The organism is Vibrio sp. HA2012, from assembly GCF_002812955.1.
Taxonomy (GTDB): domain Bacteria; phylum Pseudomonadota; class Gammaproteobacteria; order Enterobacterales; family Vibrionaceae; genus Vibrio.
In genome coordinates, this window is record NZ_PFXK01000015.1 from 1 (window position 1) to 26,329 (window position 26,329).

The following is a 26,329-nucleotide window of genomic DNA, read 5'->3' on the forward strand; positions in this document are numbered from 1 at the left end:
CATTGGTGCACCCGGGTGGCCTGAGTTGGCTTGTTGTACACCATCCATACTAAGAGCACGAATTGCGTTGGCTAGTTGTTTGCGTTCCATAGTGGTTACCGGTATTTAAAGGTTAAATTGACTAATGTGGAATAAAGAGTACGAATGGCAGAACACAGAGGGCTCAGCATCTGCCATCTAAAGAGCCCGTATTCTCTCAGACGGTCTTTTAGACTGCAAACGTTTACTTACAGTTTTAATGGATTTTGTCCCGTTTCTTTTTTAAGCAGCAACCGTTTGCCTTGCGTCAAATCAAAAAAAAACTTGTAATTCACCACTTGCAAACTAAAATAGACGTCTAGATGTAGAAACACCTACAATATATGTTCTTTTATAAAAGACGCTCGCTTTCGAGAGTAGCCTCTGGTAAATAATGCCCCGGTGAATAACGAATCCAGCGTCTTTATTACTTTAAAATAGTGGAGCTGTTTGCCATGGCTAAGCACCTGTTTACTTCTGAATCCGTATCAGAAGGACATCCGGATAAAATCGCCGATCAGATTTCTGATGCGGTTCTTGATGCGATTCTGGAGCAAGATAAGAAAGCTCGCGTTGCCTGCGAAACCTATGTAAAAACCGGTATGGTCATGGTGGGTGGTGAGATCACAACCAGTGCATGGGTCGATATCGAAGAACTGACCCGTCAAACCGTTCGTGACATCGGTTATGTGCATTCAGACATGGGCTTCGATGCTAATTCCTGCGCCATACTGAACACCATTGGTAAGCAATCTCCGGATATCAATCAGGGTGTGGATAAAACCGACCCGAAAGAGCAGGGAGCCGGTGATCAGGGCATCATGTTTGGCTACGCAACCAACGAAACCGACGTTCTGATGCCAGCACCGATCACTTACGCCCACCGTCTGATGGAAAGACAGGCGAAAGTACGTAAGAACGGCACGCTGCCATGGCTGCGTCCGGATGCGAAATCTCAGGTAACCTTCCAGTATGATGAAGGCAAAATCGTTGGTATCGATGCTGTCGTTCTGTCTACTCAGCACTGTGACTCTATTTCTACTCCGGATCTGCGTGAAGCCGTGATGGAAGAGATCATCAAACCGGTTCTTCCTGCTGAATGGCTGACCCAAGAGACCAAATACTTTATCAACCCGACCGGCCGTTTTGTTATCGGTGGCCCTATGGGTGACTGCGGTCTGACCGGTCGTAAGATCATCGTGGATACCTACGGCGGTGCGGCTCGTCACGGTGGTGGGGCTTTCTCTGGTAAAGATCCATCCAAAGTGGATCGTTCAGCGGCTTATGCGGCACGCTATGTCGCGAAAAACCTGGTGGCTGCTGGTCTGGCCGACCGTTGTGAAATCCAGCTTTCTTATGCTATTGGTGTGGCCGATCCGACCTCTATCATGGTGGAAACGTTCGGTACGGAAAAAGTTTCTCACGATATTATTATCAAAGCGGTACGTAAATTCTTCGACCTGCGTCCGTATGGTCTGCAGGAGATGCTGGATCTGCTTCAGCCTATCTATAAGAAAACGGCAGCTTATGGCCACTTCGGCCGTGAAGAGTTCCCTTGGGAAAAAACCGATAAAGCGGATGAAATCCGGGATTTTGCCGGTCTGTAAGTTTCGCTTTTCCCGATAACATTATCCAAAACCCTCGCTTTGCGAGGGTTTTTATTTATCCTGCATTATGCGCTGTTTTTCCATTATCTTCTGTCTCTTCCATTATGTATTGGATGAGAAATATGCCTGACCTCCGCTAAAGTAACTGCATAAAAAACAAAGCGAAAGCATAAAAAAACCGGATGCTAAGATCCGGTTTTCTGAAGACTGATTGATATTGATATACGGTGCTAATCAGGCAAGAACGCTATTGGGTGCCGCAAAGGCAACGGGAGAGCCTACGGCTTCTTCAAAGGTTGCCCATTCCCATGCTTCCTGATCGGCCAGCACCGCCCGAAGCAGCTGATTATTCAGAGCATGACCGGTTTTAAATGCCCGCAGTTCACCGATAATTGAATAGCCACACATATACAGGTCACCAATCGCATCCAGTACTTTGTGTGTCACAAACTCATTCTGGAATCGCAGCCCTTCTTCGTTAAGAATACGATATTCATCCAGCACGATAGCACAATCGAAACTGCCTCCCAGACACAGATTTTGTGACTGAAGATATTCGATATCACGCATAAATCCGAAAGTACGGGCACGGGAGATATCTTTAACAAAGGCACTGGATGAGAAATCAAACAGCATATGCTGCTCGTCCGTATCGATCGCCGGATGACTGAACTCGATGGAGAAGTCCATACGAAAACCGTTATAAGGAACCAGCTCGGCCCACTTATCCCCATCTTCCACACGCACCGGTTTCTTAATACGGATAAAACGCTTCGGTGCATTCAGTGTCTGAATACCGGCAGACTGCAGCAGGAAGACAAAAGGACTGGCACTGCCATCCATAATCGGAATTTCCGGCGCATCAACCTCAACAATAATGTTGTCGATACCCATACCGGATAAAGCCGCATTCAGGTGTTCGACTGTCGAGATCCGCACACCTTCATCATTAACCAGCGCCGTGCACAGCATAGTGTCGCGAACGGAATTAGCATCCGCCGGAAAATCGACAGCTGGCTCTAAGTCAGTACGACGGTAGATAATCCCCGTATTCGCAGCTGCAGGCCGCAGAGTCAGCGTAACCTTACGCCCGGAGTGTAAACCAACCCCGGTCGTCTTCACGATTTCTTTCAGCGTACGTTGTCTGATCATCTGCTTGCCTCAAATATAAGTGCTACATACCACGACCGGTTATAAAACCGGCGGCGAATTCTACCATGACTTTGATAGCTGTCAAAGCTATCAACTAACTCAGTCAGCCTGACGACGTAAAAATGCCGGTATATCCAGGTAGCCGCTTTCCTTTTCAGCTTTGGTTGCCACGTTCTGTGCCGAATTACCCGCGCTACGCGCAGTATTATTCGCTGCAACCGGCTGTGTTTCCGCCTCTGTATTTTTATGCAAAGGCTGTGCCGGTTTCTCTTCTACTTTTGCGGCAACGGGCTGAGGTGCGGCAACTTTCGGTTTGGCCGTTGCTGCACCGGAAACCAGTGTAATTTCTGGTTTCTTTTCATTACCGATACCTGTCGCTACCACCGTTACGCGGATTTCATCCGACATATCCGGATCCAGAGACGTACCGATAACCACAGTAGCATTATCCGATGCGAACGCTTTAACCGTATTACCTACCGTTTCAAATTCATCCAGACGCATATCCAGACCAGCAGTAATGTTCACCAGAACACCACGGGCACCCGCCAGATCGATATCTTCCAGCAACGGACTGGAAATGGCTGTTTCTGCCGCTTCTTCGGCCCGGTCTTCACCTCTGGCAACACCGCTGCCCATCATGGCATGACCCATTTCCGACATCACTGTACGTACGTCAGCAAAGTCGACGTTGATCATACCCGGACGAGTGATCAGTTCGGCAATACCCTGAACCGCATTTTTCAGTACATCGTTCGCACTAGCGAATGCTTCCAGCAGAGTCACACCGCGACCCAATACTTTCAGCAGCTTTTCATTCGGGATAGTGATCAGTGAATCAACATGTTTCGACAATTCACTAATACCTTGCTCCGCAAAGGCCAGACGTTTTTTACCTTCAAAACCGAATGGCTTGGTCACAACCGCTACTGTCAGAATATCCAGCTCTTTAGCGACTTCAGCAATCACCGGCGCAGCACCTGTTCCTGTACCACCGCCCATACCGGCCGCTATAAACACCATATCGGCACCGCTCAGGACTTCTTTAATCTTTTCGCGATCTTCGAGAGCTGCATCACGTCCGACTTGAGGGTTAGCACCAGCACCAAGGCCTTTAGTGATGTCACCGCCAATCTGGATAGCCGTATTAACACTCGACTTACGCAAAGCCTGAGCATCCGTATTGACGCTGATGAATTCCACACCTTCGATGGATTCCCGCACCATATGTTCTACAGCGTTACCGCCGCCGCCACCAACGCCAACGACTTTGATTACTGCATCGTCAAGCATATCTTCCACCATCGGTTCAAACATGTGTTATCTCCGCTTTTCCTGCTTCTCAGGTTAAAACTCTTTTTGTATCCAGTTACGCATTTTACTTAAAATTCCAGTGAACGAAGACGGCTTCTGTGCCACAGGTTCATTGTCGTCATCAATATGACTGTCTTTTGCGTAATGAAGTAAGCCAACGGCCGTAGAATGATACGGCTCTTTTACATAATCAGTTAATCCGCTGACTTCCAGCGGCTTACCAATCCTAACTCGGTTTGCCCCGAACACACGTTCGGCACATTCAACCAATCCTTCAATCTGAGCAGCACCTCCAGTAAGGACTACTCCAGCAGCAAGATGATGATGTTTTATACCATCTTCACGTAATTTTATTAATACTGAGTTAATGGACTGGTTAATAAAACCCATCAATTCAGCATAACGAGCCTCAATCACACCAGAAAGTTCCTGCCGCTTCAAGGTTCTTGACGGCCGGCCACCGACACTCGGAACGTTAACCGTATCGTCTTTACTGACTAACTCACTGAGAGCACAGCCATATTTAACTTTTATCTCTTCTGCATCCCCGACCGGAGTCCCAAATGCAAAAGCAATATCACTGGTGACCGAGTTGCCGGCATAGGAAAAGACTTCCGTATGCCTGAGCGCACCACCGGTCCAGATGGATACATCCATTGTACCAGCACCGATGTCAACAACACAGACCCCAAGTTCTCTTTCGTCTTCGGTTATCACGGCATTACTGGCCGCCAAACCGGAAAAGACCAGTTGTTCTACTTTCAGTCCGCAGCGTTCGACCGCTTTAATAATGTTTCTTGCCATATCATTGTGGCAGGAAATCAGGTGAACGCTCACTTCCATTCGTACACCGGACAGACCCAGCGGATTTTTTATCCCTTCCTGATAGTCAATCGTGAACTCCTGAGGGATAACATGTAAAATGCGCTGCTCTTCACCTATCTTGATCGATTTTGCCGTGTGAATAGCACGATCCATATCATCCTGAGAGACCTCTTCGTCCGATATAGTTCCCATGCCTTTTTCAATACGGCTGGCAATGTGTTTACCTGAAATCGAAAGATAGACATTGCTGATCTTGCATTCAGCCATCAGTTCAGCCTGATCAACGGCCCGCTGTACAGATTTTACGACGGATTCAAGATCATTCACACCGCCTTTATCCATCCCGCGGGACGGGCTTGTTCCGGCTCCGATAATATTAATCTGGCCGTCGGGCAACACTTCACCGACTAGCGCCGATACACTTGCAGTGCCTATATCAAGACCAACAATTATGTTGTCATCTGCGGTCTTAGTCATCTGTATTCTCTTGTGCTAAATCCTGTTCAGGAAACCAGCCGACAGCGGCTCCTGTATCATATCTGAGATCAATATAACTGACCTGTTCCGTTTGTTTACCTAACCGGGAATAAAGGGTAATAAACCGGTTGACCCGTTCTTCCAGTGATTCTTTACCGAGCTCAAGCCGGATCCCGTTATCCAGAATGATCTGCCAGGCCAGACGATCATTCAGTACCAGCGACGTCATGGTTAACCCCAGCGGATGAAAAAGCGGAGCTATCTTTTCCCAGGTCTGCAACACCTCATGGCTGCGGCCTTCCGGACCATATAATTTCACTTTTTCTTCCTTTAAATCAGAAAGATCCGGTTCAAACACGTCACCATTTTCATTTAACAGAGCATAGCCGTTCCAGATAGCGGCCACGCGATGCTCTGTTAAATAAATTTTGATAGTATCAGGCCACTGTTTGCGGATAGAAGCCTGAGCTACCCAGGGGAGAGCAGTTATGATTTGCTGAAGTTCATTTACGTCCTGAGACATAAATGTACCGATGTGATGCATATGACTTAAAGCCTGCTGTACATCCTGTGTCTGAATATATTCCAGTTTGCCCTGCAATACCATTTTGGATAAGGGCATACGCTGTTCATCAAACATCCAGCTTATTGTGAAATAAAGTGCGCATCCGACAGCAATAAATACCGCCAATAAAAACACAACACCGGATGCGTGTTTCCTTGCCGCCTTTCCTAGCCAGCCAAAGCCTGCTGCACTGTTTCCTATAACCAACTGCACTCTATATATCTAACCATTCGGTCACTTGCTCACCAATAAACCGAATTATTAAGTGATAACAATCTAATTATATTTGCTCAATATTAAACAAGTATAATTCAGGGTATAACCTAAGAATTATACTGAGCATAAGAAAACGATCCAGCTTTAGGTGAATATAATTGATCACGATGGGATCAAAAATGGATATTCTGCCCGTTTTTTTATTCCGGGCAGAAATCCTGCCCCCTGTCAGAGCCGGATATTTTTTTATTTTATTCCGATTACCGCTCCGTACTTCGGGACATGGTCTCTATATTCAGTTGCATCTCTGCCAGTTGTCGCGCCACTTTACCTACATCTCCCGCGCCTTGTGTCAGCACTAAGTCACCATCTTGAAGAATATTGGCTAAAACTGCTGGTAATGTCTGCTTATCCGGTACAAAAATAGGGTCGATCTTTCCTCTGCTGCGGATCGTACGGCACAGAGAACGACCGTCGGCACCAGCAATCGGCTTTTCTCCCGCAGCATAAACGTCCAGCATAATGAGTACATCGACCTTTTCCAGTACGTTGGCAAAATCATCGTACAGATCACGGGTACGGCTGTAGCGGTGCGGCTGGAAGATCATCACCAGACGTTTCTCTTCCCAGCCAGAACGAGCCGCCTGAATGGTGACATCCACTTCACTCGGGTGGTGTCCGTAATCATCCACCAGCATCGCCGAACCATTGCCGGTCTCAAACTGTCCCAGATGCTCAAAACGGCGTCCGGTTCCCTGAGTACCCAGCATCGCCTTCAGGATTGCGTCGTCATTAATGTCGTCTTCCGTTGCTACAGCAATAGCTGCTGAGGCATTCAGGGCATTGTGCCGTCCAGGAATATTCAGGGTAATATCCAGTTTCTGATGGCCGCCTTTGCGTATCACAGTAAACTTGCCCTGCTGACCTTCCTGACGGTAGTTTTCGATACGGACATCCGCATCGTCAGAGAAACCATAGGTGATCACCTGACGGCTTATGCGCGGGATCAGTTCCCGTACTACAGGATCATCGATGCAGACGATAGCCTGACCATAAAAAGGCAAATTATGCAGAAAATCGACAAAGGTCTGCTTCAGGGTATCAAAGTTGCCGCCGTAGGTATCCATATGGTCCGCTTCGATATTAGTGACAATACTCACCATCGGCTGCAGATGCAGGAATGACGCATCACTTTCATCCGCTTCGGCAATCAGGATCCGGCTGGATCCCAGACGGGCATTGGTTCCGGCACTTTTTACCAGTCCACCGTTCACAAAGGTCGGATCCAATCCTGCCTCAGAATAGATCTGAGTGACCAGAGCCGTTGTGGTCGTTTTTCCGTGCGTTCCCGCTACGGCAATTCCGTGCCGGAAGCGCATCAGTTCAGCCAGCATTTCTGCCCGGCGCACCACAGGAATACGCCTCGTTTTCGCCGCCAGCAGCTCAGGGTTATCGGCTTTAATCGCTGTGGATACCACCACCACACTGGCGTTGTCCACGTTAGCAGCCTCATGGCCGAAAAAGATCCGGGCACCTTTGCTGCTCAAACGTTCGGTCACCGCATTTTCCGCCAGATCCGAACCGGTGATCTCATAGCCTTCGTTCAGCAGAACTTCCGCAATACCGCTCATTCCTGCACCGCCGATACCGACAAAGTGGATCGACTTCACCCGGCGCATTTCCGGTATCATGGCTCTGATCTGGGATAGATCCTGTGTGTGTTTTACTGTCATTCGCTACTTCTCACTGCTTACTAGCTCAACAATGGCCTGTGCGACAACCTTGTCAGCATCCGGCATCGCGGCCTGACGGGCTTTCACGGCCATTGTTATTAATTCATTTCGGTCTGTTGATGCGATCATCTGTGTCAGGCTGTCTGCCGTCAGATCCGGCTGTTCCAGCATTTTTGCTGCTCCGCATGCGACCAGGTGATCCGCATTCAGTGCCTGCTGCCGATCCTTATGCATAAAAGGAATAAAAATTGCGCCGACACCGGCAGAAGAGACTTCCGATACCGTCAGTGCGCCCGAACGACACACCAGCAGATCGGCCCAGGCGTATGCGGCAGCAACATCATCGATAAATTCCGTCACCTCACAGGCGGTCACTCCGGCAGCACGATAATCGGCTTCCACGCTGTCGCGGTTATTTTTTCCGGCCTGATGGCGAATCGTATAGCCTTTCCCCAGCTTTGCCATGACCTGAGGCAAAGTGGTATTTAAAATTCGGGCACCCTGACTGCCTCCCATAACAAGGATACGGATATCCCCGTCCCGCCCGGTCAGCCTCTGCTCCGGAGCCAAAAGGGCACAAACATCTTCCCGCACCGGGTTACCAACCACCTGTGCTGCGGGAAAGGCACCGGGGAAAGCCTGAAATACCTTTCGGGCAATTCTGGACAACCACTGATTGGTCAGCCCCGCAACCGCATTTTGCTCATGCAGAACAACAGGAATACCAGAAAGCCAGGCTGCCACACCGCCGGGGCCGCTGACATAGCCGCCCATACCGAGCACCACATCCGGCTGCCAGCGTTTGATATGCCGACGAGCCTGCATGATGGCCTGCAGGATCTGAAAAGGAGCCTGAATCAGTTTCACTACGCCCTGACCACGCAGCCCTTTGACCCGGATAAAATCGATTTCTATACCGTGCTTTGGCACCAGTTCGGCTTCCATCCGGTCAGCGGTACCCAGCCAGCGGATTTCCCAGCCCTGCTGCTGCAGTTGTCTGGCGACGGCCAATCCCGGAAATACATGCCCACCAGTACCACCGGCCATCACCAACAGGCGTTTATTCTTTTTCATCTTCATTCTGTTCGTTTACCGATATACCGCAGCCTTTGAGGCGGCATTCATGATCAATTCTTAATAATACGGAAACAGCCGTAGCCATAATAATCAGACTGGAGCCACCATAACTGATCAACGGCAGCGTCAGACCTTTGGTCGGTACGATACCGGCTGCAGCACCGACATTGACCATCGACTGGAAAGCAAACCAGATACCGATACCAAATCCAAGGTAGCCACCGAACTGTTCACCCGATTCAAACGCACGCTTGCCGATAAATATAGCTTTAATCACCAGTGCAAAAATCAGCATCAGGATCAGGGTCACCCCGATAAATCCCAGCTCTTCAGCGATCACGGCAAACACAAAGTCCGTATGCGCCTCCGGCAGATACTCCAATTTCTGAACCGAGTTGCCCAGCCCCTGACCAAACCATTCACCACGGCCAAACGCCATCAGCGACTGGGTCAACTGATAACCGCTGCCAAACGGGTCTTCCCACGGATCCCAGAATGAAGTCATCCGACGCATACGGTATGGCTCAATCAGGATCAGCAAGGCGACTCCAGCGACCCCAACCATCATAAGAGCCAGAAACTGCCAGAGTTTTGCTCCGGCAACAAACAACATGCCGAACATAGTGACCAGCATCACGATAACGGTCCCTAAATCCGGTTGTCCGAGCAGAAGCGTCGCCAGACAGCCAAAAACGATAATGGGCTTCATAAAACCGCCGAAGAAGGTCTGTCTGACTTCTTCCTGCTTACGTACCAGATAACCGGCCATAAAAATAAACAGGGAGAATTTGGCGATCTCTGCCGGTTGCAGGTTAAACACCCCCAGCGGGATCCAGCGGGAAGCGCCGTTTACCGATTTTCCAGCCACCAGCACGACGATCAGCAGCAGCAGGGATAACGCCAGAAGATGGGTACTGTAACGCATCCAGGTTTTCAGCTGGATCTGTACCACACAGGATGAAACAAACAGAGAAAGCCCCAGCAGTGCCGCATGTTTGAGCATAAAGTGGAATGGCTGTCCAGTCAGACGCAGGCTGATAGGAAAAGAGGCCGAGGTGACCATCACCAGCCCCGTCAGCATCAGTCCCAGCGCGATCCAGACCAGCTGACGGTCATACAGCACCGGCGGAACCGCGGCCCGGTTCCGGTAACTGAAATGGTTCGTTATTCTGCTCACTATCGACACGTTACACTTCCCGTTGCTCAGGCGTACTGCTGAGCCAGTGCGGCAAAAGCATCGCCGCGCGCCATAAAGTTCTGATACTGGTCAAAGCTCGCACAGGCTGGAGACAGCATGACCATATCACCGCTTTGTAACTGCGGGGCAATGGCGGCAATAATGTCCGCCACGCCTTCCCAGCGGCTGGCAGAGGGATGCAGGGATATAAACTGATCGCCGTCGCGACCATAGCAGTAAAGCCGAACATTCAGTGCCGCCAGCGCAGGTGCCAGCTCAGAAAAATCTGCACCCTTACCCACACCACCAACTAGCAGATGCAGGGTTCCCGCACAATCCAGTCCGGATAATGCGGCCAGCGTACTGGCCACATTGGTCGCTTTGGAATCGTTAACCCACTTCACCCCACGCTTTTCAGCCACCAACTGGCAACGATGACTCAAACCGGTATAGCCTTTTAACGTGTCCAGCGCAGGACGGTAATCCACACCGGCACATGTCAGCAGTGCCAGCACCGTCAGTACGTTGGCTATATTGTGTTTACCGACCAGCGCCAGTTCATCTGCCGCCACGACAGGATGCCCTTCATCCGCCAGCCACAAACGCCCCTGCTGCTCCACCAGTCCGAACGATTCGCTGTCATAGCCAAAACTCACCAGATTGGCTTCCGACTGGTCAGGATAGGTCGCTTTATCATCCCGGTTAACAACGATATTACGGGCATTATCGAAGATACGCAGCTTGGCTTCCCGGTAATCCTGCATCCCCCGATAGCGATCCATATGGTCTTCCGACAAGTTAAGAAAAGCACAGGCAACGGTATGCAGGCTGGATGTGGTTTCCAACTGGAAACTGGATAGCTCCAACACATACAGCTCCGCCGGTTCGCGCAGCAGATCCAGCGCCGGAACACCGATATTTCCTCCGATAGCCGTTTTGACTCCGGCAGCATTCGCCAGTACGCCCGTCAGATCGGTAACCGTGCTTTTGCCGTTGGAGCCGGTAATCGCAATCACCGGAGCATCGGCAGCCCAGGCAAACAGCTCGATATCTCCGACGACCGGAATACCCTGTTCTATGACCTGCTGGATCTCCGGCGTTGCAAGCGGAATCCCCGGATTGACCACCAGCAGATCGGCATCCAGCAACCAGTCCATGTTCCAGCCGCCGGTATGCAGCTCAACCGCCGGATCCAGTTTATCCTGTCCCGGCGGATGTTCTCTGGTGTCGATCACCCGGATAGAAAGCGGCAGGGGTAAATGCTGCAGATAATGAACGACGGAGAGCCCGGTAATACCGAGCCCTGCCACAACCACCTTGTTGATATTCTTCCAGCGTTGCATCTTAACGCACCTTGAGAGTCGCCAGTCCAATCAGTACCAGCACAATAGAGATAATCCAGAAACGAACGATAACACGCGGTTCCGGCCAGCCTTTCAGCTCATAATGGTGATGAATCGGTGCCATGCGGAACACCCGCTGACCACGCAGTTTAAAAGAGCCGACCTGCAGAATAACCGACACGGTTTCCATGACGAAAACCCCGCCCATAATAAATAGAATAAATTCCTGACGCACCAGTACGGCGATCGTACCCAGTGCACCACCCAGAGCCAGAGAGCCTACATCCCCCATAAACACCTGAGCCGGATAGGTGTTAAACCATAAAAAGCCCAGCCCGGCACCGACGATAGCGGTACAGACAATCACCAGCTCACTGGTATACGGGATATACGGGATATTCAGGTATTCGGAGAAATGGACGTTGCCCGTTGCCCAGGCAATAAAGGCAAAAGCACCGGAGACCAGTACCGTCGGCATAATTGCCAGACCGTCCAGGCCATCGGTCAGGTTCACAGCATTACTGGTACCGACAATCACAAAGTAGGTCAGCAGGATGTAAAACAGCCCCAACTGCGGCATGATCTCTTTGAAGAAAGGCACCACCAGCAGGGTCACTTCAGTGTCTTTACCATAGGCATACAGGCCGAAAGCCACCAACAGCGCAATCGCCGACTGCCAGAAATATTTCCAGCGGGCAATCAGGCCCGCAGTATCTTTGCGCACGACCTTGCGGTAATCATCCACAAACCCGACCGCGCCGTACCCGCCCAGTACCGCCAGAACAGTCCAGACATACGGGTTGGTCAAATCGGCCCAGAGCAGCGTGGTAATAAAAATCGCCCCCAGGATCATTACTCCGCCCATGGTCGGAGTTCCGCGTTTGCTGAAATGCGATTCAGGGCCGTCATTACGTACGACCTGCCCGATTTGCAGCAACTGCAGGCGTTCAATTAAACGGGGTCCCATCCATAAAGAACAGCCCAGAGCGGTCAGAATACTGACGATGGCACGGAAAGACAGATACTCAAACAGACGGAAAAATGAAAAATATGGCTGTAACAGCTCAGCGAGCCAGATGATCATTGATGCTTCTCCTTCAAAGCAGCGGCAATGTTACTCATACGGGCACTGTTGGCCCCTTTTACTAACAGAGTGTGTTTCTGATCTGCCCGGAGCGCGAGTTGCTGGCCGATAAACTCAATAAGCGAGCTGTGGTCAGCAAAATGGTGTCCGTGGCAGAGTTCGCTAATCACTCGGGTATCATCCCCATAAGTGAGTACGTAATCAAATGTGAATGGGGCAGCATATTCCCCGAGTTGCCGGTGAAGTTCAAGACTTTCCTCCCCTAACTCGGCCATATAACCCAAAATTAACCATTTAACCCCTGAATAAGTGGCCAGTAAATCAATCGCAGCCTTCATGGCCGGAACACTGGCGTTATAACTGTCATCAATCAGACGAACAGAATCTGTCAGAGCGATCACCTCTCCCCGCCCCTTGACGCCAGATGCCAGAGACAGTCCTGCGGCGATTTCGGCCAGCGTCGCCCCCGCATTAGCGGCTAAAGCAGCGGCAGCAGCGGCATTGGATACATTGTGCTTACCCGGAATATTCAACTGTACCCGGCTCTCACCTTGCGGGGTATGCAGAAGAAATGCAGCGTAACCGGCGCTATTCAGGCCAATATCAGAAGCGAAATAATCCGCCTGCGGATCCTGCATTGAGAAGGTGACAACCTGCTTATTCTGTAAAACGTCCTGCCACAGCGCTTCACCATGACTGTCCAGATTGATAATGGCAGTGCCCTGTTCCGGCAATCCCTGATAGATCTCACCTTTAGCATTTTTCACACCATCCAGAGAACCAAAGCCTTCCAGATGCGCCGCCGCAACATTATTGACCAGAGCAATCTCCGGCTGCACCAGTGCCGTGGTGTAGGCGATTTCCCCCGGATGATTCGCTCCCAGCTCAATCACAGCGTAATCATGCTCCGGCTGACAGCGTAGCAGGGTCAGCGGAACACCGATATCATTGTTAAAATTCCCGGCGGTATACAGCACCTTGCCTTTCTGACCGAGGATGGCTGCCGTCATTTCTTTAACCGTAGTCTTACCGCAGCTGCCGGTGATTGCCAGTGTTTTAAGCGCACAGGCTTTATGCACAAACGCCGCCAGTTGCCCGAGTGCGATACGGGTATCCTTAACCACCAACTGAGGCAAGGCCACCTCCAGTTTTCTTTCGACCAGCAGTGCACCAGCCCCCTGTTCTTTTGCCTGCTGGCAGAAGTCGTGGGCATCGAAACGTTCCCCTTTCAGGGCGACAAACAGAGCTCCGGGCTCTATCGTCCGCGTATCGGTACACACACTGTTAACCGGGCAATCAGCGCCGATCAGTGTGGCCTGCAGTATCTGACTCATCTGCATCAGTGACGTACTTATCATGCTTTAAGTCCTAAAATCGTCATCGCGGATTCCCGGTCGGAATAATGAATCGTCTCGCCGCAGATGATCTGGTATTCCTCATGTCCTTTACCGGCCAGCAGGATCACATCGTTTTTATCTGCGTTCTCGACGGCAATACGGGCTGCATTAAAGCGGTTATGTTCCACTATCGCCGCTTGCGGATGCTGCATTCCGGCCAGCATATCCTGCACAATCAGCGCCGGATCTTCGCTGCGCGGATTATCATCAGACAGGATAACCCGGTCAGCCAGTTGTTCCGCCACAGCCGCCATCATAGGCCGTTTGCCGGTATCCCGGTCGCCGCCACAGCCGCAGATCACCCATAACTGACCTTCGCAGTGTACCCGCAGAGCAGACAGGGCTTTTTCCAGCGCATCCGGGGTGTGGGCATAATCGACAACCATTTTGGCTTTATCTGCGCTCTGAAACAGCTCCATGCGGCCGATGACCGGTTGCAATTCATCCGCGCAGGCCAGCAGCGCGGCTTTGTCAAACCCCAGTGATAATAAAGTTGCCAGCGCCAGCATCACATTAGAGGCATTAAAAGCGCCAATCAGTGGTGCATTCAGTTCACCTGCTCCCCAGTAACCGTCCAGCATAATACGTATCCCGGTATCAAAATAACTGACCTGCTGCGCCCAGAGTGAACGGACATGGGTCTGTGGTGCCGTGATGGAAACCGCCACACCGTCCGGCAGGTCATTCAGCCACTGTGCACCAACCGGGTCATCGGCGTTAATAATGGCCTCCCGGCACTGGTGTTGCTTAAACAGTGACAGTTTCGCCCGTGCATATTCTTCCATGGTGCCGTGGTAATCGAGATGATCCCGGCTCAGGTTGGTAAAGACTCCGGCTGCAAAATCCAGTGCCCGCACCCGCCCCTGAACCAGACCGTGGGAAGAGACTTCCAGAGCGGTATACTCCGCTCCCTGCTGCGATAACTCACTCAGGGTTCGCTGAATATCGACTGCACTGCCGGTGGTATTTGCTGCCGGTTGCAGAGCCGGTAAAAAACCGTTGCCTGTGGTTCCCATCACCGCGGCACGTTTTCCCAACAGTCCGATCCATTGTGCCATCAGTTGAGTAATGGTGGTTTTACCGTTGGTGCCGGTCACGCCAATCAGACGGGATGAGTGCCGGTACAGACGACCAGACAGCTGTGAAAGATGCCGGTTCAGATCCTGAACATAGATCACCGGGATCGCCATATTATATTCAACCGAGGCATGCGGGTGTTGCGCACAGGCCTCAGCAATCACGGCATTGGCTCCGTTCTCTATCGCTTTAGGAATAAAAGAGCGTCCGTCAATGGCATGGCCGATAACCGCGACAAATGTTGTGCCGGGTAAAACCTTACGGCTGTCCAGTTCCAGCGCATGAACCTGAATCTGTGTCAGTCGCTCGTCATCCAGGATCACCCATGGAGACAAGAGTGAAATCAAGCCTTCTGACTGTGCCATATGCATCCTCATTGTATGTTTGTTTTATTGTGCATCCGGAGCAACATTAAGCAGTTGCAGTGTTGCTTTCATCACCTCGGAGAATACCGGCCCGGCCACTTTACCGCCGTAGTAGTCATCCCCCTGCGGTTCATTAACCACCACCACCATGGCAACCTTAGGCTGGCTGACTGGCGCAATCCCGGCCACCAGCGCCACATATTCGTCACTGTATCCTCCGGCTGTTGCCTTACGAGAGGTGCCGGTTTTGGCTGCAACCCGGTAGCCGGCAACCGCTGCACTGGTGGCCGTACCGCCTTTCTGGGTTACGGTTTCCATCATATTCAGCACGCTGCGGGCATTGTTCTGGCTCACCACCTGTGTGGATTTCAGCTGTTCATTATCTTTGATGATATGCAGCGGACGGTACAACCCATAACTGCCGAGTGTGGCGTAGGCATGTGCCAGCTGGATTGGGGTCACGGAAATACCATATCCGAAGGCCAGTGTTGCTATCTCAAACGGTGACCAGCGGCGACGATCCGGGAATAGCCCCATCGTCTCGCCCAGCAGGTTGACCCCGCTCAGAGAACCCAGTCCGACAGAGTTGTACATGCCCAGCAGGGCTTCCAGCGGCATATCCAGCGCCAGCTTGGCCACGCCGATATTACTGGACTTCTTAATAATGGTGGTCAGGTCAGCTTTTCCGATCCGGGAGGAATCCCGCACCCGGCTGCCGCCGATCTGCATAATACCGTTGCCAGTATCAATCACGGTATCTTTATCAGCAATACCATTTTCCAGTGCCGCCAACACCACAAACGGTTTCATGGTTGAACCCGGCTCCATGGCATCGGTAATCGTACGGTTGCGCATACGGAAACTTTGCAGATCTTCACGGTTATTCGGGTTATAGGAAGGTGCGTTGACCATGGCCAGCACTTCGCCACTTTCGACATCAATAATCACGATCGAACCCGACGTTGCCCGATAATCAGCGACAGCCTGCTTGATCGCCCGGTAGGCAATCGCCTGCAGGCGCTGATCAATCGTCAGTTGCAGCGACTTACCCGGCTCACGCTCTTCCAGTGAAATATTCTCCACCACCCGGCCATACCGGTCTTTACGGATCGTTCTTTTGCCCGCTTCCCCGGACAGCCAGGAGTCGTAACGGCTTTCTACCCCTTCCAGACCGTGACCGTCGATACCGGTCACCCCGATGACGTGTGCACTGACTTCGCCAGAAGGGTAGTAGCGGCGAGATTCATTATTCAGACCGATGCCGGTCAGTTTCAGCTCGCGGATATAATTGGCCATCGCCGGACTGACCTGACGCTGCAGATAGATAAACCGGCGCTGACGATTATCACGGATCCTTTCCAGCAAGGCTTTCCGTTCCAGACCTAACACATCGGCCAGCGCATACCAGCGTTCTTTTTCCTCCAGACCGCCGTCTTTGAATATCGCAACCGGGTCCGCCCAGACGGCCTGAACCGGTACACTGACAGCCAGAGGTTCATCATGCCGGTCAGAAATAATCCCCCGTGCAGACGGCAGAGATTTCACCCGGACAGAACGCATATCGCCCTGCCGGATCAGGTTATCCGGTTTGATGATCTGAATATAAGCAAGCCGCCCGGTCAGAATAATAAAAGCAGAGAATACGAAGAAAAGTATGACGTAAAAGCGCCAGCGGATCAGGGTGTACCCTTCTTCCGGCTGAACACGCTTATTGGCTGTTTTTTTGTCCGCCGTTTTCTTTCCGGCTTTGCTTGGGGTTCTGGTGCTCATTTCAGTGAAATCACCACTTCTTTATCCGGATCCGGACGCTTCATCTCCAGCTCCTTTACGGCCATTTTCTGTACCCGATTATGCTCGGCCAGTGCATTCTCTTCCAGAAGCAGGTTACGCCACTCTTCATCCAGACGTTCACGTTCAGCCAGTGCCGCATCTTTGGCAGTGATCACCTGACGGGTGCTATGCGTAACCATCACAACCGCCATTGCGGTTGTAAAGATCAGCACCAAAATCAACAACGGCCATCGTCCCGCCGACAGAATATCCAGCAGAATAATTTTGGCCAGGTTGGGCTTTTGGGCTGTCATGATCGTTTAACTACTCAAGCTTACCGGAGAGGGATTACAGTTTCTCTGCAACCCGCAGCACTGAACTTCTGGAGCGGCTGTTCACATCCACTTCGGCCTTGGAAGGTTTAATCGCTTTTCCGACCGTTTTCAGTGCCGCACTGCCCAGTGCTTTGATCTGTTCTTCCGTCAGCGGAATACCGTGCGGGACTTCCGGCCCCTTACTCTCTTTGCGCATAAAGCGTTTGACCATCCGGTCTTCCAGCGAATGGAAGCTGATGACCGACAGACGCCCCTGCGGTGCCAGTATCTTCAGAGCCCCCTGCAGCGCCGTATCGATCTCTTCCAGCTCACTGTTGATATAGATGCGGATGGCCTGAAAACTTCTGGTCGCCGGATGCTTTTTCTTCTCTCGGGATGGCGATACATCCGCGATCAGTTTTGCCAGTTGGCTGGTTCGGGTCAGTGGTTCTTTTTCTTCATCCTCACGGTGTTCGATAATGGCGCGGGCAATCCTGCGGGCAAAACGTTCTTCACCAAACTCACGCAATACCCAGGTGATATCATCGATATCTGCTTCCTGCAGCCAGTCTGCCGCAGACACACCGGAAGTCGGATCCATGCGCATGTCCAGCGGGCCATCTTTCATAAAACTGAAGCCGCGTTCAGCATCGTCCAGTTGCGGAGACGACACACCGAGATCCAGCAATACGCCGTCAACCTTTCCGGCAATACCCTGCTCTTGTGCATATTCAGCGATACCGGAAAACGGGCCATGAATAATGGTAAAGCGCGGATCATCAATTTTTCTGGCTTCGGCAATGGCCGTCGGATCCCGGTCGATGCTATACAAACGGCCGTTTTCCCCCAGATGAGAAAGAATCTTGCGGCTGTGACCACCTCTGCCGAATGTTCCGTCGATATAGATACCGTCCGGTTTGATCGCCAGACCATCGATTGATTCGTTCAGAAGAACAGAGATATGTTGAAAAGATTCAGTCATGATGTGTGCTCATATCCCAAAAAGGGGGCTCAGTTAACCAGTTAGCCTATTGGATTTGTCCGTGGGATACCAGAGCATTGCTTGTCTGCCCGGTAAATTCTCTGTCAATAGTGACAGGGGTTCCACTATTTTCCTTCCGCTGACCGGTTTAAAAAACAAAAAACCACTGCACCCGGTGTGCAGTGGGTAAAATAATCAGCGCCGAGTATAACACAACAAACTTCTGCCCTAGAACCGGCAATATTGAGACAGGAAAATATTCTTCAGAAGAGAAAAACACAATGGCCTCGTATTACTACGAGGCCATTGTATATACAGATAAGGGGAACTGACCTGTAAGCCGGGTTCTGTACCGCTAACGCGGTGGTAGCCATTCGTCTAGGCCAGCAATCGCTCACTGGCTCAAGCAACCTACCCGCCCCCTAACGCGAGCCACGCTGTGTGAGGGCCTATTTGGTCTTGCTCCGGGTGGAGTTTACCCTGCTACGGACTGTTGCCAGCCGCACGGTGCGCTCTTACCGCACCCTTTCACCCTTACCTGTGCCCGTTCCGAAGAAATCGGGCCATCGGCGGTCTTCTCTCTGCTGCACTTGTCGTAGGCTCTCGCCCCCCAGGCGTTACCTGGCACCCTGCTCTGTGGAGCCCGGACTTTCCTCCCCTCCGTCAGTCTCCCCCAATCCGAAGAAAGAAGGGACATCAACGAAGCAGCGACTACCCGGTCAGTTCCGGTGGCGGATTGTATAGGAACATCCACCAAGGAGCAACTAAGATTCCGTTATTGCGGATTCTCCAGCCCCCATTTATACAGCGCATTTTTCTTCAGATTGTACATTTCAGCGACAACCGCAGCGGCTTTTTTCAGTGGTAACTCTTTTACAAGCAGGGTCAGCAGACGTATGGCTTCCGGTGAAAAGGCTTCACTTTCACTCTCTCGATAACCATGGATCAGCAGCACCATTTCACCTTTCTTACGGTTATCATCTTCGTTAATCCAGTCAATCAGCTCACCCAACGGCATCCCCTGAATGGTTTCAAAGGTTTTGGTCAGTTCCCGAGCCAGTACCACTTCCCGCTCCGGTCCCAGTACGGCAAGCATATCCTGTAGTGAATCTATGATACGATGTGGAGACTCGTAGAAAATACAGGTGCGTTCTGCTTTTTCAATCTCAGCAAATTTATCCCGGCGACCTTTGCTTTTGGCCGGAAGGAAACCTTCAAAGCTGAAACGATCCGAAGGCAGACCAGATGCACTGAGCGCCGTGACAAAGGCACAGGCTCCCGGAAGCGGAACAACTTTGACACCCGCCTGACGACACTGATTGACCAGATGGTATCCTGGATCGCTGATAAGCGGCGTACCGGCATCGGAAACCAGGGCAATACGCTGCCCCTGTAGTAACCGGTCAACCAGAACCTGAGCTTTTTGCTGTTCATTATGATCATGCAGGGCAAAGGTTTTTGTCTGAATATTAAAGTGTGATAATAATTTCCCGGTATGCCTTGTATCTTCTGCTGCAATAACATCAACAGTCGATAAAATATCCAGAGCACGTTGAGTGATATCGCCTAAATTTCCTATCGGAGTAGGCACAATGTAGAGAGTTGGGATCTCTGACGGGAAGGTTTTGTTATCTGTCATTTGTTTACCATCACTTCAACGATTAATATAGAGACAAGTTTACACATAGTTGATTAAGAACTCATGGCTAGAATCAGAATCAAGCACAAGCGAACTCATTATCCGCAGTTTGGCCGGGAAGGTCAGACTGCCAGTAAAACAGGCAGTATATCACGTCTGCTGACGCCTATCGCGCTGGCAATCACTCTGGCGGCCTGTTCATCCAAACCACCAGAGCCGGAACAGGTGGATATCACATCAGAACCGACGCTGTCAGCACAGGCCTATCTGATGAAAGCGGATACCATGCAGGGCAGCCTTCAGTCCGACTGGCTGATCATGGCTCTGAAAGCGGATCTGAAACAGAATAACTCACGTCAGGCCGCTCTGCTGATCAAGCGTCTGGCTCAGCAGAATCTGAGTGATACTCAGCAGGCAGAATGGCAACTTGCCCGGGCAGAACTGCTGTTTGCGGAAGGACAGACAAAAGAAGCCCTTACCCAGTTGCATTTTCAGCACTGGTGGAAGCTACCCGATCAGCAGTGGCAGGATTTCCATACTCTGCGCATTGAGATGCTGAGCCAGCTAAATGACTATGTGAATGTCAGTCGCGAATGGCTACAGCTGGCTTCATTTCTAAGCGACGAAGAACAGGAACAAGTGGCCGTTCAGGTGTGGCAGAACCTTTCTCACTATTCGCAGTATGAGATCAGCTCGCTTTCTGCCGAAGAGCAGGAACCAGAACTGAGCCGCTGGTTACAGCTCGCTGTATATATGAAGACCATGAGCGGAAACGTACTGCAACTGAAAAATACGCTGGAAAAATGGTTGCAGGAAAACCCTCAGCATCTGGCTGCAAGGTATATCCCGGCAGAGATCCGGGACATACTTGATCTGGAAATCGTTCAGCCAAGCAGCACCGCCTTATTGCTGCCCCTAACCGGAAAATATGCCAAACAGGCCGAACTGGTCCGGAGCGGGTTTTTGCTGAGCATGCTGGATGATAGTGATCGGGAGGAAGACGCTATTCTGACTGTGATCGATACCCATGCCCGGACTATGGATGACATCTATCAGGAGCTGAAAGAAAAAGGCATCGACTTTATTGTTGGCCCGCTGATTAAAGACAACATTGAGCGTCTGCAGACACTGCAGGGGGAAAATGAGCAGCGCATTCCGATGCTGGCACTGAACTTTCCGGAACAGCCGGACGCCGGTTCAGACTTCTGTTATCTGACCTTATCACCCGAACAGGAAATCGCACAGGGAGCCCGGCACCTGTTCTCTGAAGGATTTCAGTATCCACTGATTTTTGTTCCTCAGGGCAGTTACGGCGAGCGCATTGCCACCGCGTTTCAAAGCGAATGGAAAAAGTACAGCCGCACGCCTGCCGCTGTCAGTTATTTCGGCAGCCGCGAACAACTGCAACAGAATGTAAACAGCGTCTTCGGTCTGCAGGACAGTCAGGCACGCATTGCACAAATGGAAAACCTGCTTGGAACGGAGCTTGAAAGTCAGGCTCGCAGCCGCAGAGATATCGATTCAGTTTATATTGCTGCCAGTAGCGCCGATCTGACGTTGATCAAGCCATTTATCGAAGTCGCCGTGAACCCGGATGCGAAACCACCCAAGTTATTTGCTAATTCACGCAGTAACTCTGGAGGAAAACGTCAGTTTGAAGACCTTTCCGGGGTCATATTCAGTGATATCCCAATGCTGACAGGCAGCGACTCCGGACTAAACCATCATCTGGATGAACTGTGGCCGAACCAGAGTAATGATGAAAAACGCCTTATGGCGCTGGGTATGGATGCCTACCAGTTAATTAACGAACTGCCACAGATGAAAGTGGCACCGGACTATCGGGTTCAGGGCAAAACCGGCATACTCAGCCTTGATGACCAATGTGTGATCCAGCGGGAAATCAACTGGGCGGAATTTGATGCTTTATAACCGGAAAGCGATAGGAAATCAGTATGAGGCTCTGGCAAAAACGTATCTTAAACGCCGGGGACTCACTTTTCTGGAACAAAACTTTTCAGCCAAATGTGGTGAAATAGATCTGATCATGCAAGATCAGCAAGTCATCGTATTCGTTGAAGTTAAGTACAGAAAGCAGGCTGATTTCGGACACGCTGCCGAATTTGTCACCTACCCAAAAACCCGGAGACTAATAAAAACCGCTTATCTCTGGCTGGAAAAAAAACGTCTTTCACCTTATACAACCGATTTCCGGTTTGATGTCGTTGCTATTCATCAGCAAGGCGAAGAGATCGACTGGATAAAAAATGCAATAACTCAGGAATAACCATGCAAGACAGCATTAAAGAAAACTTCAGTGAGAGTATTCAGACCCTGATTGTGGCAGCCGATTCCCTGCCCGATGTCATTACTCACGCCGCACAAGCCATGGTCAGCAGACTGCTGAACGGTAATAAGATACTCTGCTGCGGCAATGGCGGCTCCGCTGCTAATGCACAGCAGTTCGTATCCTGCCTGCTGAACCATTTCGAAACCGAAAGACCAAGCCTGCCGGCCATGACTCTGACCGCAGACAACACTACGCTGACTGCTGTTGCCAATGATTACGCCTATGATCAGATATTCTCTAAACAGGTTCGCGCTCTGGGTCAGCCCGGCGATATTCTGCTGGCACTGTCAACCAGCGGTAACAGCAAAAATATCATTAAAGCCATGGAAGCGGCAGTAACCCGAGATATGACCATCATTGCCCTGACAGGTAAAGATGGTGGTGAAATGGCTGGCCTCTTGGGTGAAAATGATGTTGAAATCCGTATTCCATCCCAGCGGACAGCCCGTATCCATGAAATCCATATGGTCACACTACACTGTTTGTGTGATCTGATCGATCAGGTTCTGTTCCCTTCTCATGAGGAGTAAACAATGAAAAACTATCTGAACATTCTACTGATATCAGCCATAACATTAAGTTTATCCGGTTGTGTCGGTGGTGTGGTTATTGCCGGCGCTGCGGCTACCGCAACCGCGAATGTCATCATAGATCCCCGTTCCAACAGAGATATCCTTATTGATAACAGAATAGAACTGGACGTCAGCGGACTGGGCAACAAAGCCCCCTTTACAGAGCAGGCCCGCGTAACCGCCAGTGCCTATCAGGGAGAAGTACTGCTGTTTGGTCAGGCCATTGATCAACAGGTCAAAAATACCTTAACGGCAGAAGTACTGAACATAGATGGTGTTAAATCGGTAAACAACCAGATGCAAGTCAGACCGCTGCTGCCGATGAGTGAAGTCAGTAATGATGTCTGGATCACCACAAAAGTGAAATCCCGCCTGTTGACGGAAAAAGAGCTGCGGGGAATAAAGATCAAAGTCTATACCGAAGCCGGAGAAGTTTATCTGTTAGGCGTCGTCACCCGGGAACAGGCTGAAATAGCCATTGAGATCACCCGCAATATATCCGGCGTGAAAAAAGTCATTCAGGGTTTCCGCTATGGCGTGAATGAATCCCGGATACAGGAGGAAGAACCGGCTCCGACTCCAGCTCCGGTATCAAAGCTGTCTGCCGTCAGTGCCTCAGCAGCGGTAAGTAATGAGGCTTCTGCTGCATCGGACAGCAACGCGGAAATTATCCCTTATATCGAACCGGTAGAAGTGAACAGCTATCAGGAACAGAACAACTAACTGATCCAAGCAGTCACGACTCTCCAGATAACTGTCCACCAATAAAAAAGCAGCGAAATCCGCTGCTTTTTTCTGGCTGTAAGAGTAACAGATAACAGCCTGTCACTTCATAACAGACGGTTACTTCACGACACGAAGACTTGGTTTGCCTTTCTTCGGCCTTGGAGCCTCATCCTCAGAGAAACCATGCTGTAAATCTTCTGCCGGTTCATCAAGAAACATATCTTCATCAGCAGCGATAATACCCGGTTCTTCATAAGCATCCATATAAGCATCTTCAGGCTCAAACATAGTACCTGCACCATTTTCACGCGCATAAATAGCCTGAACAGCATACATAGGGACAATCACAGAATGGGGCCGCCCGCCAAAACGAGCATTAAAAGTGACTGTCTCATTGCTCATTTCCAGATGACCAACAGCCCTCGGAGCCAGATTAAGAATAATCTGCCCGTCCTGCACAAATTCAACCGGAACACGCACTCCCCGCATGGTAGCATCAACCACCAGATGAGGAGTCAGATCATTGTCCACCAACCAGTCATAGAAAGCTCTCAGCATATAAGGCCGGCGAGGAGTCATATTCTCAATATCCATTAACGAACCAGACGCATCTCACGTTCAATTTCAGTCAGTGACGCCAGGAATGAATCCCGCTCAAATACACGATTCATGTATACCTTAATCTCTTTCGAACCCGGGCCTGTCAGTTCGACACCAAGCAACGGAAGACGCCACAGAAGCGGAGCAAGATAACAGTCAACCAGACTAAATTCTTCACTCATAAAGTATTCGTATTCAGCAAAGATAGGTGCCAGTGTCAGCAAATCGATACGCAAGCTCTGCCGGGCTGATTCAGCTTCCTCAGCATTACCAGACAAAATCTTTCTGGCCAGAGAATACCAATTGGTTTCGACACGGTACATCATCAACCGGCTGCTACCACGAGCGACCGGATACACTGGCATAAGTGGCGGATGAGGAAAACGCTCATCCAGATACTCCATAATGATTTTGGAGTCATACAGTGCAAGTTCACGGTCAATCAGAGTCGGTACTGTCTTGTATGGATTAAGTTCGATCAGTTCATCAGGAAGATTCGCTTCATCCACTAACTCAACTTCAACACTGACCCCTTTTTCAGCCAGAACAATACGAACCTGATGACTATACATATCTGATGCGCTTGAGAATAGAGTCATCACAGAACGTTTATTGGCAGCAACAGCCATTGAGTCCTCCAGTACACTTACAAATTAAAAATAGTGATGAAATAGTAGTATTTCACCATAGGCAGAATAACACCGGATAGTAGCATATTTTGCAGCCATCACGCTAATGATCTTTATTCTGCACAAGGATGTTTCATAGAGAGAGGAATGTTTCAAAGGGATAAATGCAAGAAGCCCGCTCGATTATGAGCGGGCTTCTTTAAAGTGGCTCCCCCTGCAAGACTTGAACTTGCGACATACGGATTAACAGTCCGCCGTTCTACCGACTGAACTAAGGGGGAATAAATTGTTTTACCTAAAATGGTGCCGACTACCGGAATCGAACTGGTGACCTACTGATTACAAGTCAGTTGCTCTACCTACTGAGCTAAGTCGGCTCCGTTTCCAAAGAATGTCGGAACACTCTATGGGAAAGTGGCTCCCCCTGCAAGACTTGAACTTGCGACATACGGATTAACAGTCCGCCGTTCTACCGACTGAACTAAGGGGGAATAAATTGTTTTAATGAAAAATGGTGCCGACTACCGGAATCGAACTGGTGACCTACTGATTACAAGTCAGTTGCTCTACCTACTGAGCTAAGTCGGCTCTTTCTGTTTTTCATTATCTCACCAGAATAAACAACATCCGATAAGTTAAATTATGGTGCCCGGAGGCGGAATCGAACCACCGACACGAGGATTTTCAATCCTCTGCTCTACCGACTGAGCTATCCGGGCAACGAGGTGTATTAAACGTTTTTTCCGCTTTCGGGTCAACACAAAATTGCAAAAAAACGTGCGTTTGGTGCTTTTCTATACTTAAACGAGTTTTTTGACCTGTTAGGTCAGATAAGTTCAAGCTATAGCGTATATAAGCCCCCGTACAACCACACTAAACCCCCTTAAATACCACCCGTATTTGGCCGTTGGAGACGCGATAAACACCATTCTAGGCGACCCATTTAAAAACGAAAGATAGCCGCTCAGATAGCTCTGAATGGGAAAAATGCTGAAGAGGGGAAACTGTACTCAATAAAAGAAACAGCACCAAACAAAGCGCCATAAGCAGCCATCGACCTGGCCTGAGTGACATAGAAAGATAGTTATAAGTACAGAAAATAGTTATAAACGCAGAAAAATAGTTATAAGCGCAGAAACACAAAAACCCCAGCATGTGCGCTGAGGTTTTCATTTAAGTTTTTTTGTTTTTAGACTTCCCTTTAATAAAAAGGTCAAAATCTGAAAACAAGAAAGTAAAGCCTGGCGATGTCCTACTCTCACATGGGGAGACCCCACACTACCATCGGCGCTGTTGCGTTTCACTTCTGAGTTCGGCATG

The 26,329-nt window shown here is 50.3% G+C and carries 23 protein-coding genes, 5 tRNA genes, 1 rRNA gene and 1 other RNA gene; 5 read left to right on the top strand and 25 right to left on the bottom strand.

The window, feature by feature from the left end:
* Positions 1-90 (bottom strand): thiamine pyrophosphate-binding protein (locus tag CSW98_RS17935; RefSeq protein ID WP_157810343.1); only part of this gene is annotated, 90 nt, incomplete at its 3' end.
* 383 nt (positions 91-473) lie between these two features.
* Here CSW98_RS17935 and metK point away from each other — a divergent pair.
* On the top strand, positions 474-1,625 hold the full coding sequence (gene metK / locus CSW98_RS17230) for a methionine adenosyltransferase (protein ID WP_100801717.1): 1,152 nt from the start codon (positions 474-476) through the stop codon (positions 1,623-1,625).
* A gap of 234 nt (positions 1,626-1,859) precedes the next feature.
* Here metK and lpxC read toward each other — a convergent pair whose 3' ends face one another.
* The 16 genes from lpxC to rsmI form a co-directional block, all read right to left on the bottom strand.
* The gene (gene lpxC, locus CSW98_RS17235) at positions 1,860-2,777 is read right to left on the bottom strand and encodes a UDP-3-O-acyl-N-acetylglucosamine deacetylase (protein WP_100801718.1); all 918 of its coding nucleotides are present in this window, start codon (positions 2,775-2,777) and stop codon (positions 1,860-1,862) included.
* A gap of 99 nt (positions 2,778-2,876) precedes the next feature.
* Positions 2,877-4,094, bottom strand: coding sequence for a cell division protein FtsZ (ftsZ, locus tag CSW98_RS17240; protein WP_100801719.1), 1,218 nt, complete (start codon positions 4,092-4,094; stop codon positions 2,877-2,879).
* 30 nt (positions 4,095-4,124) lie between these two features.
* The gene (gene ftsA, locus CSW98_RS17245; RefSeq protein ID WP_100801720.1) at positions 4,125-5,393 is read right to left on the bottom strand and encodes a cell division protein FtsA; all 1,269 of its coding nucleotides are present in this window, start codon (positions 5,391-5,393) and stop codon (positions 4,125-4,127) included.
* Complete coding sequence (locus CSW98_RS17250) at positions 5,386-6,165, bottom strand: cell division protein FtsQ/DivIB (protein ID WP_232733551.1); 780 nt, start codon at positions 6,163-6,165, stop codon at positions 5,386-5,388. Before CSW98_RS17250 ends, ftsA begins: the two co-directional genes overlap by 8 nt.
* Before the next feature lie 269 nt (positions 6,166-6,434).
* A complete protein-coding gene (murC, locus tag CSW98_RS17255) occupies positions 6,435-7,907 on the bottom strand; it encodes a UDP-N-acetylmuramate--L-alanine ligase (protein ID WP_100801721.1) in 1,473 nt (490 codons plus the stop codon).
* A gap of 3 nt (positions 7,908-7,910) precedes the next feature.
* Positions 7,911-8,981, bottom strand: a complete 1,071-nt coding sequence (gene murG, locus CSW98_RS17260) for an undecaprenyldiphospho-muramoylpentapeptide beta-N-acetylglucosaminyltransferase (protein WP_100801722.1) — start codon at positions 8,979-8,981, stop codon at positions 7,911-7,913.
* On the bottom strand, positions 8,968-10,161 hold the full coding sequence (gene ftsW, locus CSW98_RS17265; RefSeq protein WP_443083674.1) for a cell division protein FtsW: 1,194 nt from the start codon (positions 10,159-10,161) through the stop codon (positions 8,968-8,970). Before ftsW ends, murG begins: the two co-directional genes overlap by 14 nt.
* A gap of 26 nt (positions 10,162-10,187) precedes the next feature.
* Positions 10,188-11,504, bottom strand: a complete 1,317-nt coding sequence (murD, locus tag CSW98_RS17270) for a UDP-N-acetylmuramoyl-L-alanine--D-glutamate ligase (protein WP_100801723.1) — start codon at positions 11,502-11,504, stop codon at positions 10,188-10,190.
* A gap of 1 nt (position 11,505) precedes the next feature.
* Entirely contained in the window at positions 11,506-12,588 is a 1,083-nt protein-coding gene (mraY, locus tag CSW98_RS17275; protein ID WP_100801724.1) for a phospho-N-acetylmuramoyl-pentapeptide-transferase, read from the bottom strand.
* Positions 12,585-13,946, bottom strand: coding sequence for a UDP-N-acetylmuramoyl-tripeptide--D-alanyl-D-alanine ligase (murF, locus tag CSW98_RS17280; RefSeq protein ID WP_100801725.1), 1,362 nt, complete (start codon positions 13,944-13,946; stop codon positions 12,585-12,587). Before murF ends, mraY begins: the two co-directional genes overlap by 4 nt.
* Positions 13,943-15,427: a UDP-N-acetylmuramoyl-L-alanyl-D-glutamate--2,6-diaminopimelate ligase gene (murE, locus tag CSW98_RS17285; RefSeq protein ID WP_100801726.1), complete on the bottom strand. Its 1,485-nt coding sequence runs from the start codon at positions 15,425-15,427 to the stop codon at positions 13,943-13,945. Before murE ends, murF begins: the two co-directional genes overlap by 4 nt.
* A gap of 24 nt (positions 15,428-15,451) precedes the next feature.
* The gene (locus CSW98_RS17290) at positions 15,452-17,197 is read right to left on the bottom strand and encodes a penicillin-binding transpeptidase domain-containing protein (RefSeq protein WP_100801727.1); all 1,746 of its coding nucleotides are present in this window, start codon (positions 17,195-17,197) and stop codon (positions 15,452-15,454) included.
* Positions 17,194-17,511, bottom strand: coding sequence for a cell division protein FtsL (ftsL, locus tag CSW98_RS17295; protein WP_100801728.1), 318 nt, complete (start codon positions 17,509-17,511; stop codon positions 17,194-17,196). The genes CSW98_RS17290 and ftsL overlap by 4 nt, the downstream gene beginning before the upstream one ends.
* Before the next feature lie 34 nt (positions 17,512-17,545).
* Positions 17,546-18,493, bottom strand: coding sequence for a 16S rRNA (cytosine(1402)-N(4))-methyltransferase RsmH (rsmH, locus tag CSW98_RS17300; protein ID WP_100801729.1), 948 nt, complete (start codon positions 18,491-18,493; stop codon positions 17,546-17,548).
* A 320-nt stretch (positions 18,494-18,813) separates the two neighbouring features.
* Positions 18,814-19,220: RNase P RNA component class A (gene rnpB / locus CSW98_RS17305), an RNA gene on the bottom strand.
* Positions 19,221-19,268: 48 nt separating this feature from the next.
* Positions 19,269-20,132, bottom strand: a complete 864-nt coding sequence (rsmI, locus tag CSW98_RS17310) for a 16S rRNA (cytidine(1402)-2'-O)-methyltransferase (protein ID WP_100801730.1) — start codon at positions 20,130-20,132, stop codon at positions 19,269-19,271.
* Positions 20,133-20,195: 63 nt separating this feature from the next.
* On the opposite strand from rsmI, the gene CSW98_RS17315 reads away from it, so the two are divergent.
* The 4 genes from CSW98_RS17315 to CSW98_RS17330 are packed head-to-tail and all read left to right on the top strand — an operon-like array spanning position 20,196 to position 23,777.
* Positions 20,196-22,064: a penicillin-binding protein activator gene (locus CSW98_RS17315; RefSeq protein WP_100801731.1), complete on the top strand. Its 1,869-nt coding sequence runs from the start codon at positions 20,196-20,198 to the stop codon at positions 22,062-22,064.
* Positions 22,054-22,419 carry a YraN family protein gene (locus CSW98_RS17320; RefSeq protein WP_443083675.1) on the top strand — a complete coding sequence of 122 codons (366 nt, stop codon included), beginning with the start codon at positions 22,054-22,056 and terminating at the stop codon, positions 22,417-22,419. Before CSW98_RS17315 ends, CSW98_RS17320 begins: the two co-directional genes overlap by 11 nt.
* A gap of 2 nt (positions 22,420-22,421) precedes the next feature.
* Positions 22,422-23,012 carry a phosphoheptose isomerase gene (locus CSW98_RS17325; RefSeq protein ID WP_100801733.1) on the top strand — a complete coding sequence of 197 codons (591 nt, stop codon included), beginning with the start codon at positions 22,422-22,424 and terminating at the stop codon, positions 23,010-23,012.
* A gap of 3 nt (positions 23,013-23,015) precedes the next feature.
* Entirely contained in the window at positions 23,016-23,777 is a 762-nt protein-coding gene (locus CSW98_RS17330; protein WP_100801734.1) for a BON domain-containing protein, read from the top strand.
* 120 nt (positions 23,778-23,897) lie between these two features.
* Here the strand turns inward: CSW98_RS17330 and sspB are convergent, their stop codons facing one another.
* From sspB to rrf, 8 genes are all read right to left on the bottom strand, one after another.
* Entirely contained in the window at positions 23,898-24,374 is a 477-nt protein-coding gene (sspB, locus tag CSW98_RS17335) for a ClpXP protease specificity-enhancing factor (RefSeq protein ID WP_100801735.1), read from the bottom strand.
* Complete coding sequence (sspA, locus tag CSW98_RS17340) at positions 24,374-25,009, bottom strand: stringent starvation protein SspA (RefSeq protein ID WP_100801736.1); 636 nt, start codon at positions 25,007-25,009, stop codon at positions 24,374-24,376. The genes sspB and sspA overlap by 1 nt, the downstream gene beginning before the upstream one ends.
* Positions 25,010-25,214: 205 nt before the next feature.
* Positions 25,215-25,290: transfer RNA gene (locus tag CSW98_RS17345), tRNA-Asn, on the bottom strand.
* A gap of 20 nt (positions 25,291-25,310) precedes the next feature.
* Positions 25,311-25,386: transfer RNA gene (locus CSW98_RS17350), tRNA-Thr, on the bottom strand.
* 38 nt (positions 25,387-25,424) lie between these two features.
* Positions 25,425-25,500: transfer RNA gene (locus CSW98_RS17355), tRNA-Asn, on the bottom strand.
* A gap of 21 nt (positions 25,501-25,521) precedes the next feature.
* Positions 25,522-25,597 (bottom strand) — tRNA-Thr (locus tag CSW98_RS17360).
* A gap of 55 nt (positions 25,598-25,652) precedes the next feature.
* A tRNA-Phe gene (locus tag CSW98_RS17365) sits at positions 25,653-25,728 on the bottom strand.
* Between the two features lie 520 nt (positions 25,729-26,248).
* Positions 26,249-26,329: ribosomal RNA gene (gene rrf / locus CSW98_RS17940) — 5S ribosomal RNA — on the bottom strand; the annotation flags it as partial.

Coding starts and splice junctions, on each gene's coding strand:
- metK (WP_100801717.1), top strand. CDS start 474: ATGGCTAAGCACCTGTTTACTTCTGAATCCGTATCAGAAGGACATCCG.
- lpxC (WP_100801718.1), bottom strand. CDS start 2,777: ATGATCAGACAACGTACGCTGAAAGAAATCGTGAAGACGACCGGGGTT.
- ftsZ (WP_100801719.1), bottom strand. CDS start 4,094: ATGTTTGAACCGATGGTGGAAGATATGCTTGACGATGCAGTAATCAAA.
- ftsA (WP_100801720.1), bottom strand. CDS start 5,393: ATGACTAAGACCGCAGATGACAACATAATTGTTGGTCTTGATATAGGC.
- murC (WP_100801721.1), bottom strand. CDS start 7,907: ATGACAGTAAAACACACACAGGATCTATCCCAGATCAGAGCCATGATA.
- murG (WP_100801722.1), bottom strand. CDS start 8,981: ATGAAAAAGAATAAACGCCTGTTGGTGATGGCCGGTGGTACTGGTGGG.
- murD (WP_100801723.1), bottom strand. CDS start 11,504: ATGCAACGCTGGAAGAATATCAACAAGGTGGTTGTGGCAGGGCTCGGT.
- mraY (WP_100801724.1), bottom strand. CDS start 12,588: ATGATCATCTGGCTCGCTGAGCTGTTACAGCCATATTTTTCATTTTTC.
- murF (WP_100801725.1), bottom strand. CDS start 13,946: ATGATAAGTACGTCACTGATGCAGATGAGTCAGATACTGCAGGCCACA.
- murE (WP_100801726.1), bottom strand. CDS start 15,427: ATGGCACAGTCAGAAGGCTTGATTTCACTCTTGTCTCCATGGGTGATC.
- CSW98_RS17290 (WP_100801727.1), bottom strand. CDS start 17,197: ATGAGCACCAGAACCCCAAGCAAAGCCGGAAAGAAAACGGCGGACAAA.
- ftsL (WP_100801728.1), bottom strand. CDS start 17,511: ATGACAGCCCAAAAGCCCAACCTGGCCAAAATTATTCTGCTGGATATT.
- rsmH (WP_100801729.1), bottom strand. CDS start 18,493: ATGACTGAATCTTTTCAACATATCTCTGTTCTTCTGAACGAATCAATC.
- rsmI (WP_100801730.1), bottom strand. CDS start 20,132: ATGACAGATAACAAAACCTTCCCGTCAGAGATCCCAACTCTCTACATT.
- CSW98_RS17315 (WP_100801731.1), top strand. CDS start 20,196: ATGGCTAGAATCAGAATCAAGCACAAGCGAACTCATTATCCGCAGTTT.
- CSW98_RS17320 (WP_443083675.1), top strand. CDS start 22,054: ATGCTTTATAACCGGAAAGCGATAGGAAATCAGTATGAGGCTCTGGCA.
- CSW98_RS17325 (WP_100801733.1), top strand. CDS start 22,422: ATGCAAGACAGCATTAAAGAAAACTTCAGTGAGAGTATTCAGACCCTG.
- CSW98_RS17330 (WP_100801734.1), top strand. CDS start 23,016: ATGAAAAACTATCTGAACATTCTACTGATATCAGCCATAACATTAAGT.
- sspB (WP_100801735.1), bottom strand. CDS start 24,374: ATGGATATTGAGAATATGACTCCTCGCCGGCCTTATATGCTGAGAGCT.
- sspA (WP_100801736.1), bottom strand. CDS start 25,009: ATGGCTGTTGCTGCCAATAAACGTTCTGTGATGACTCTATTCTCAAGC.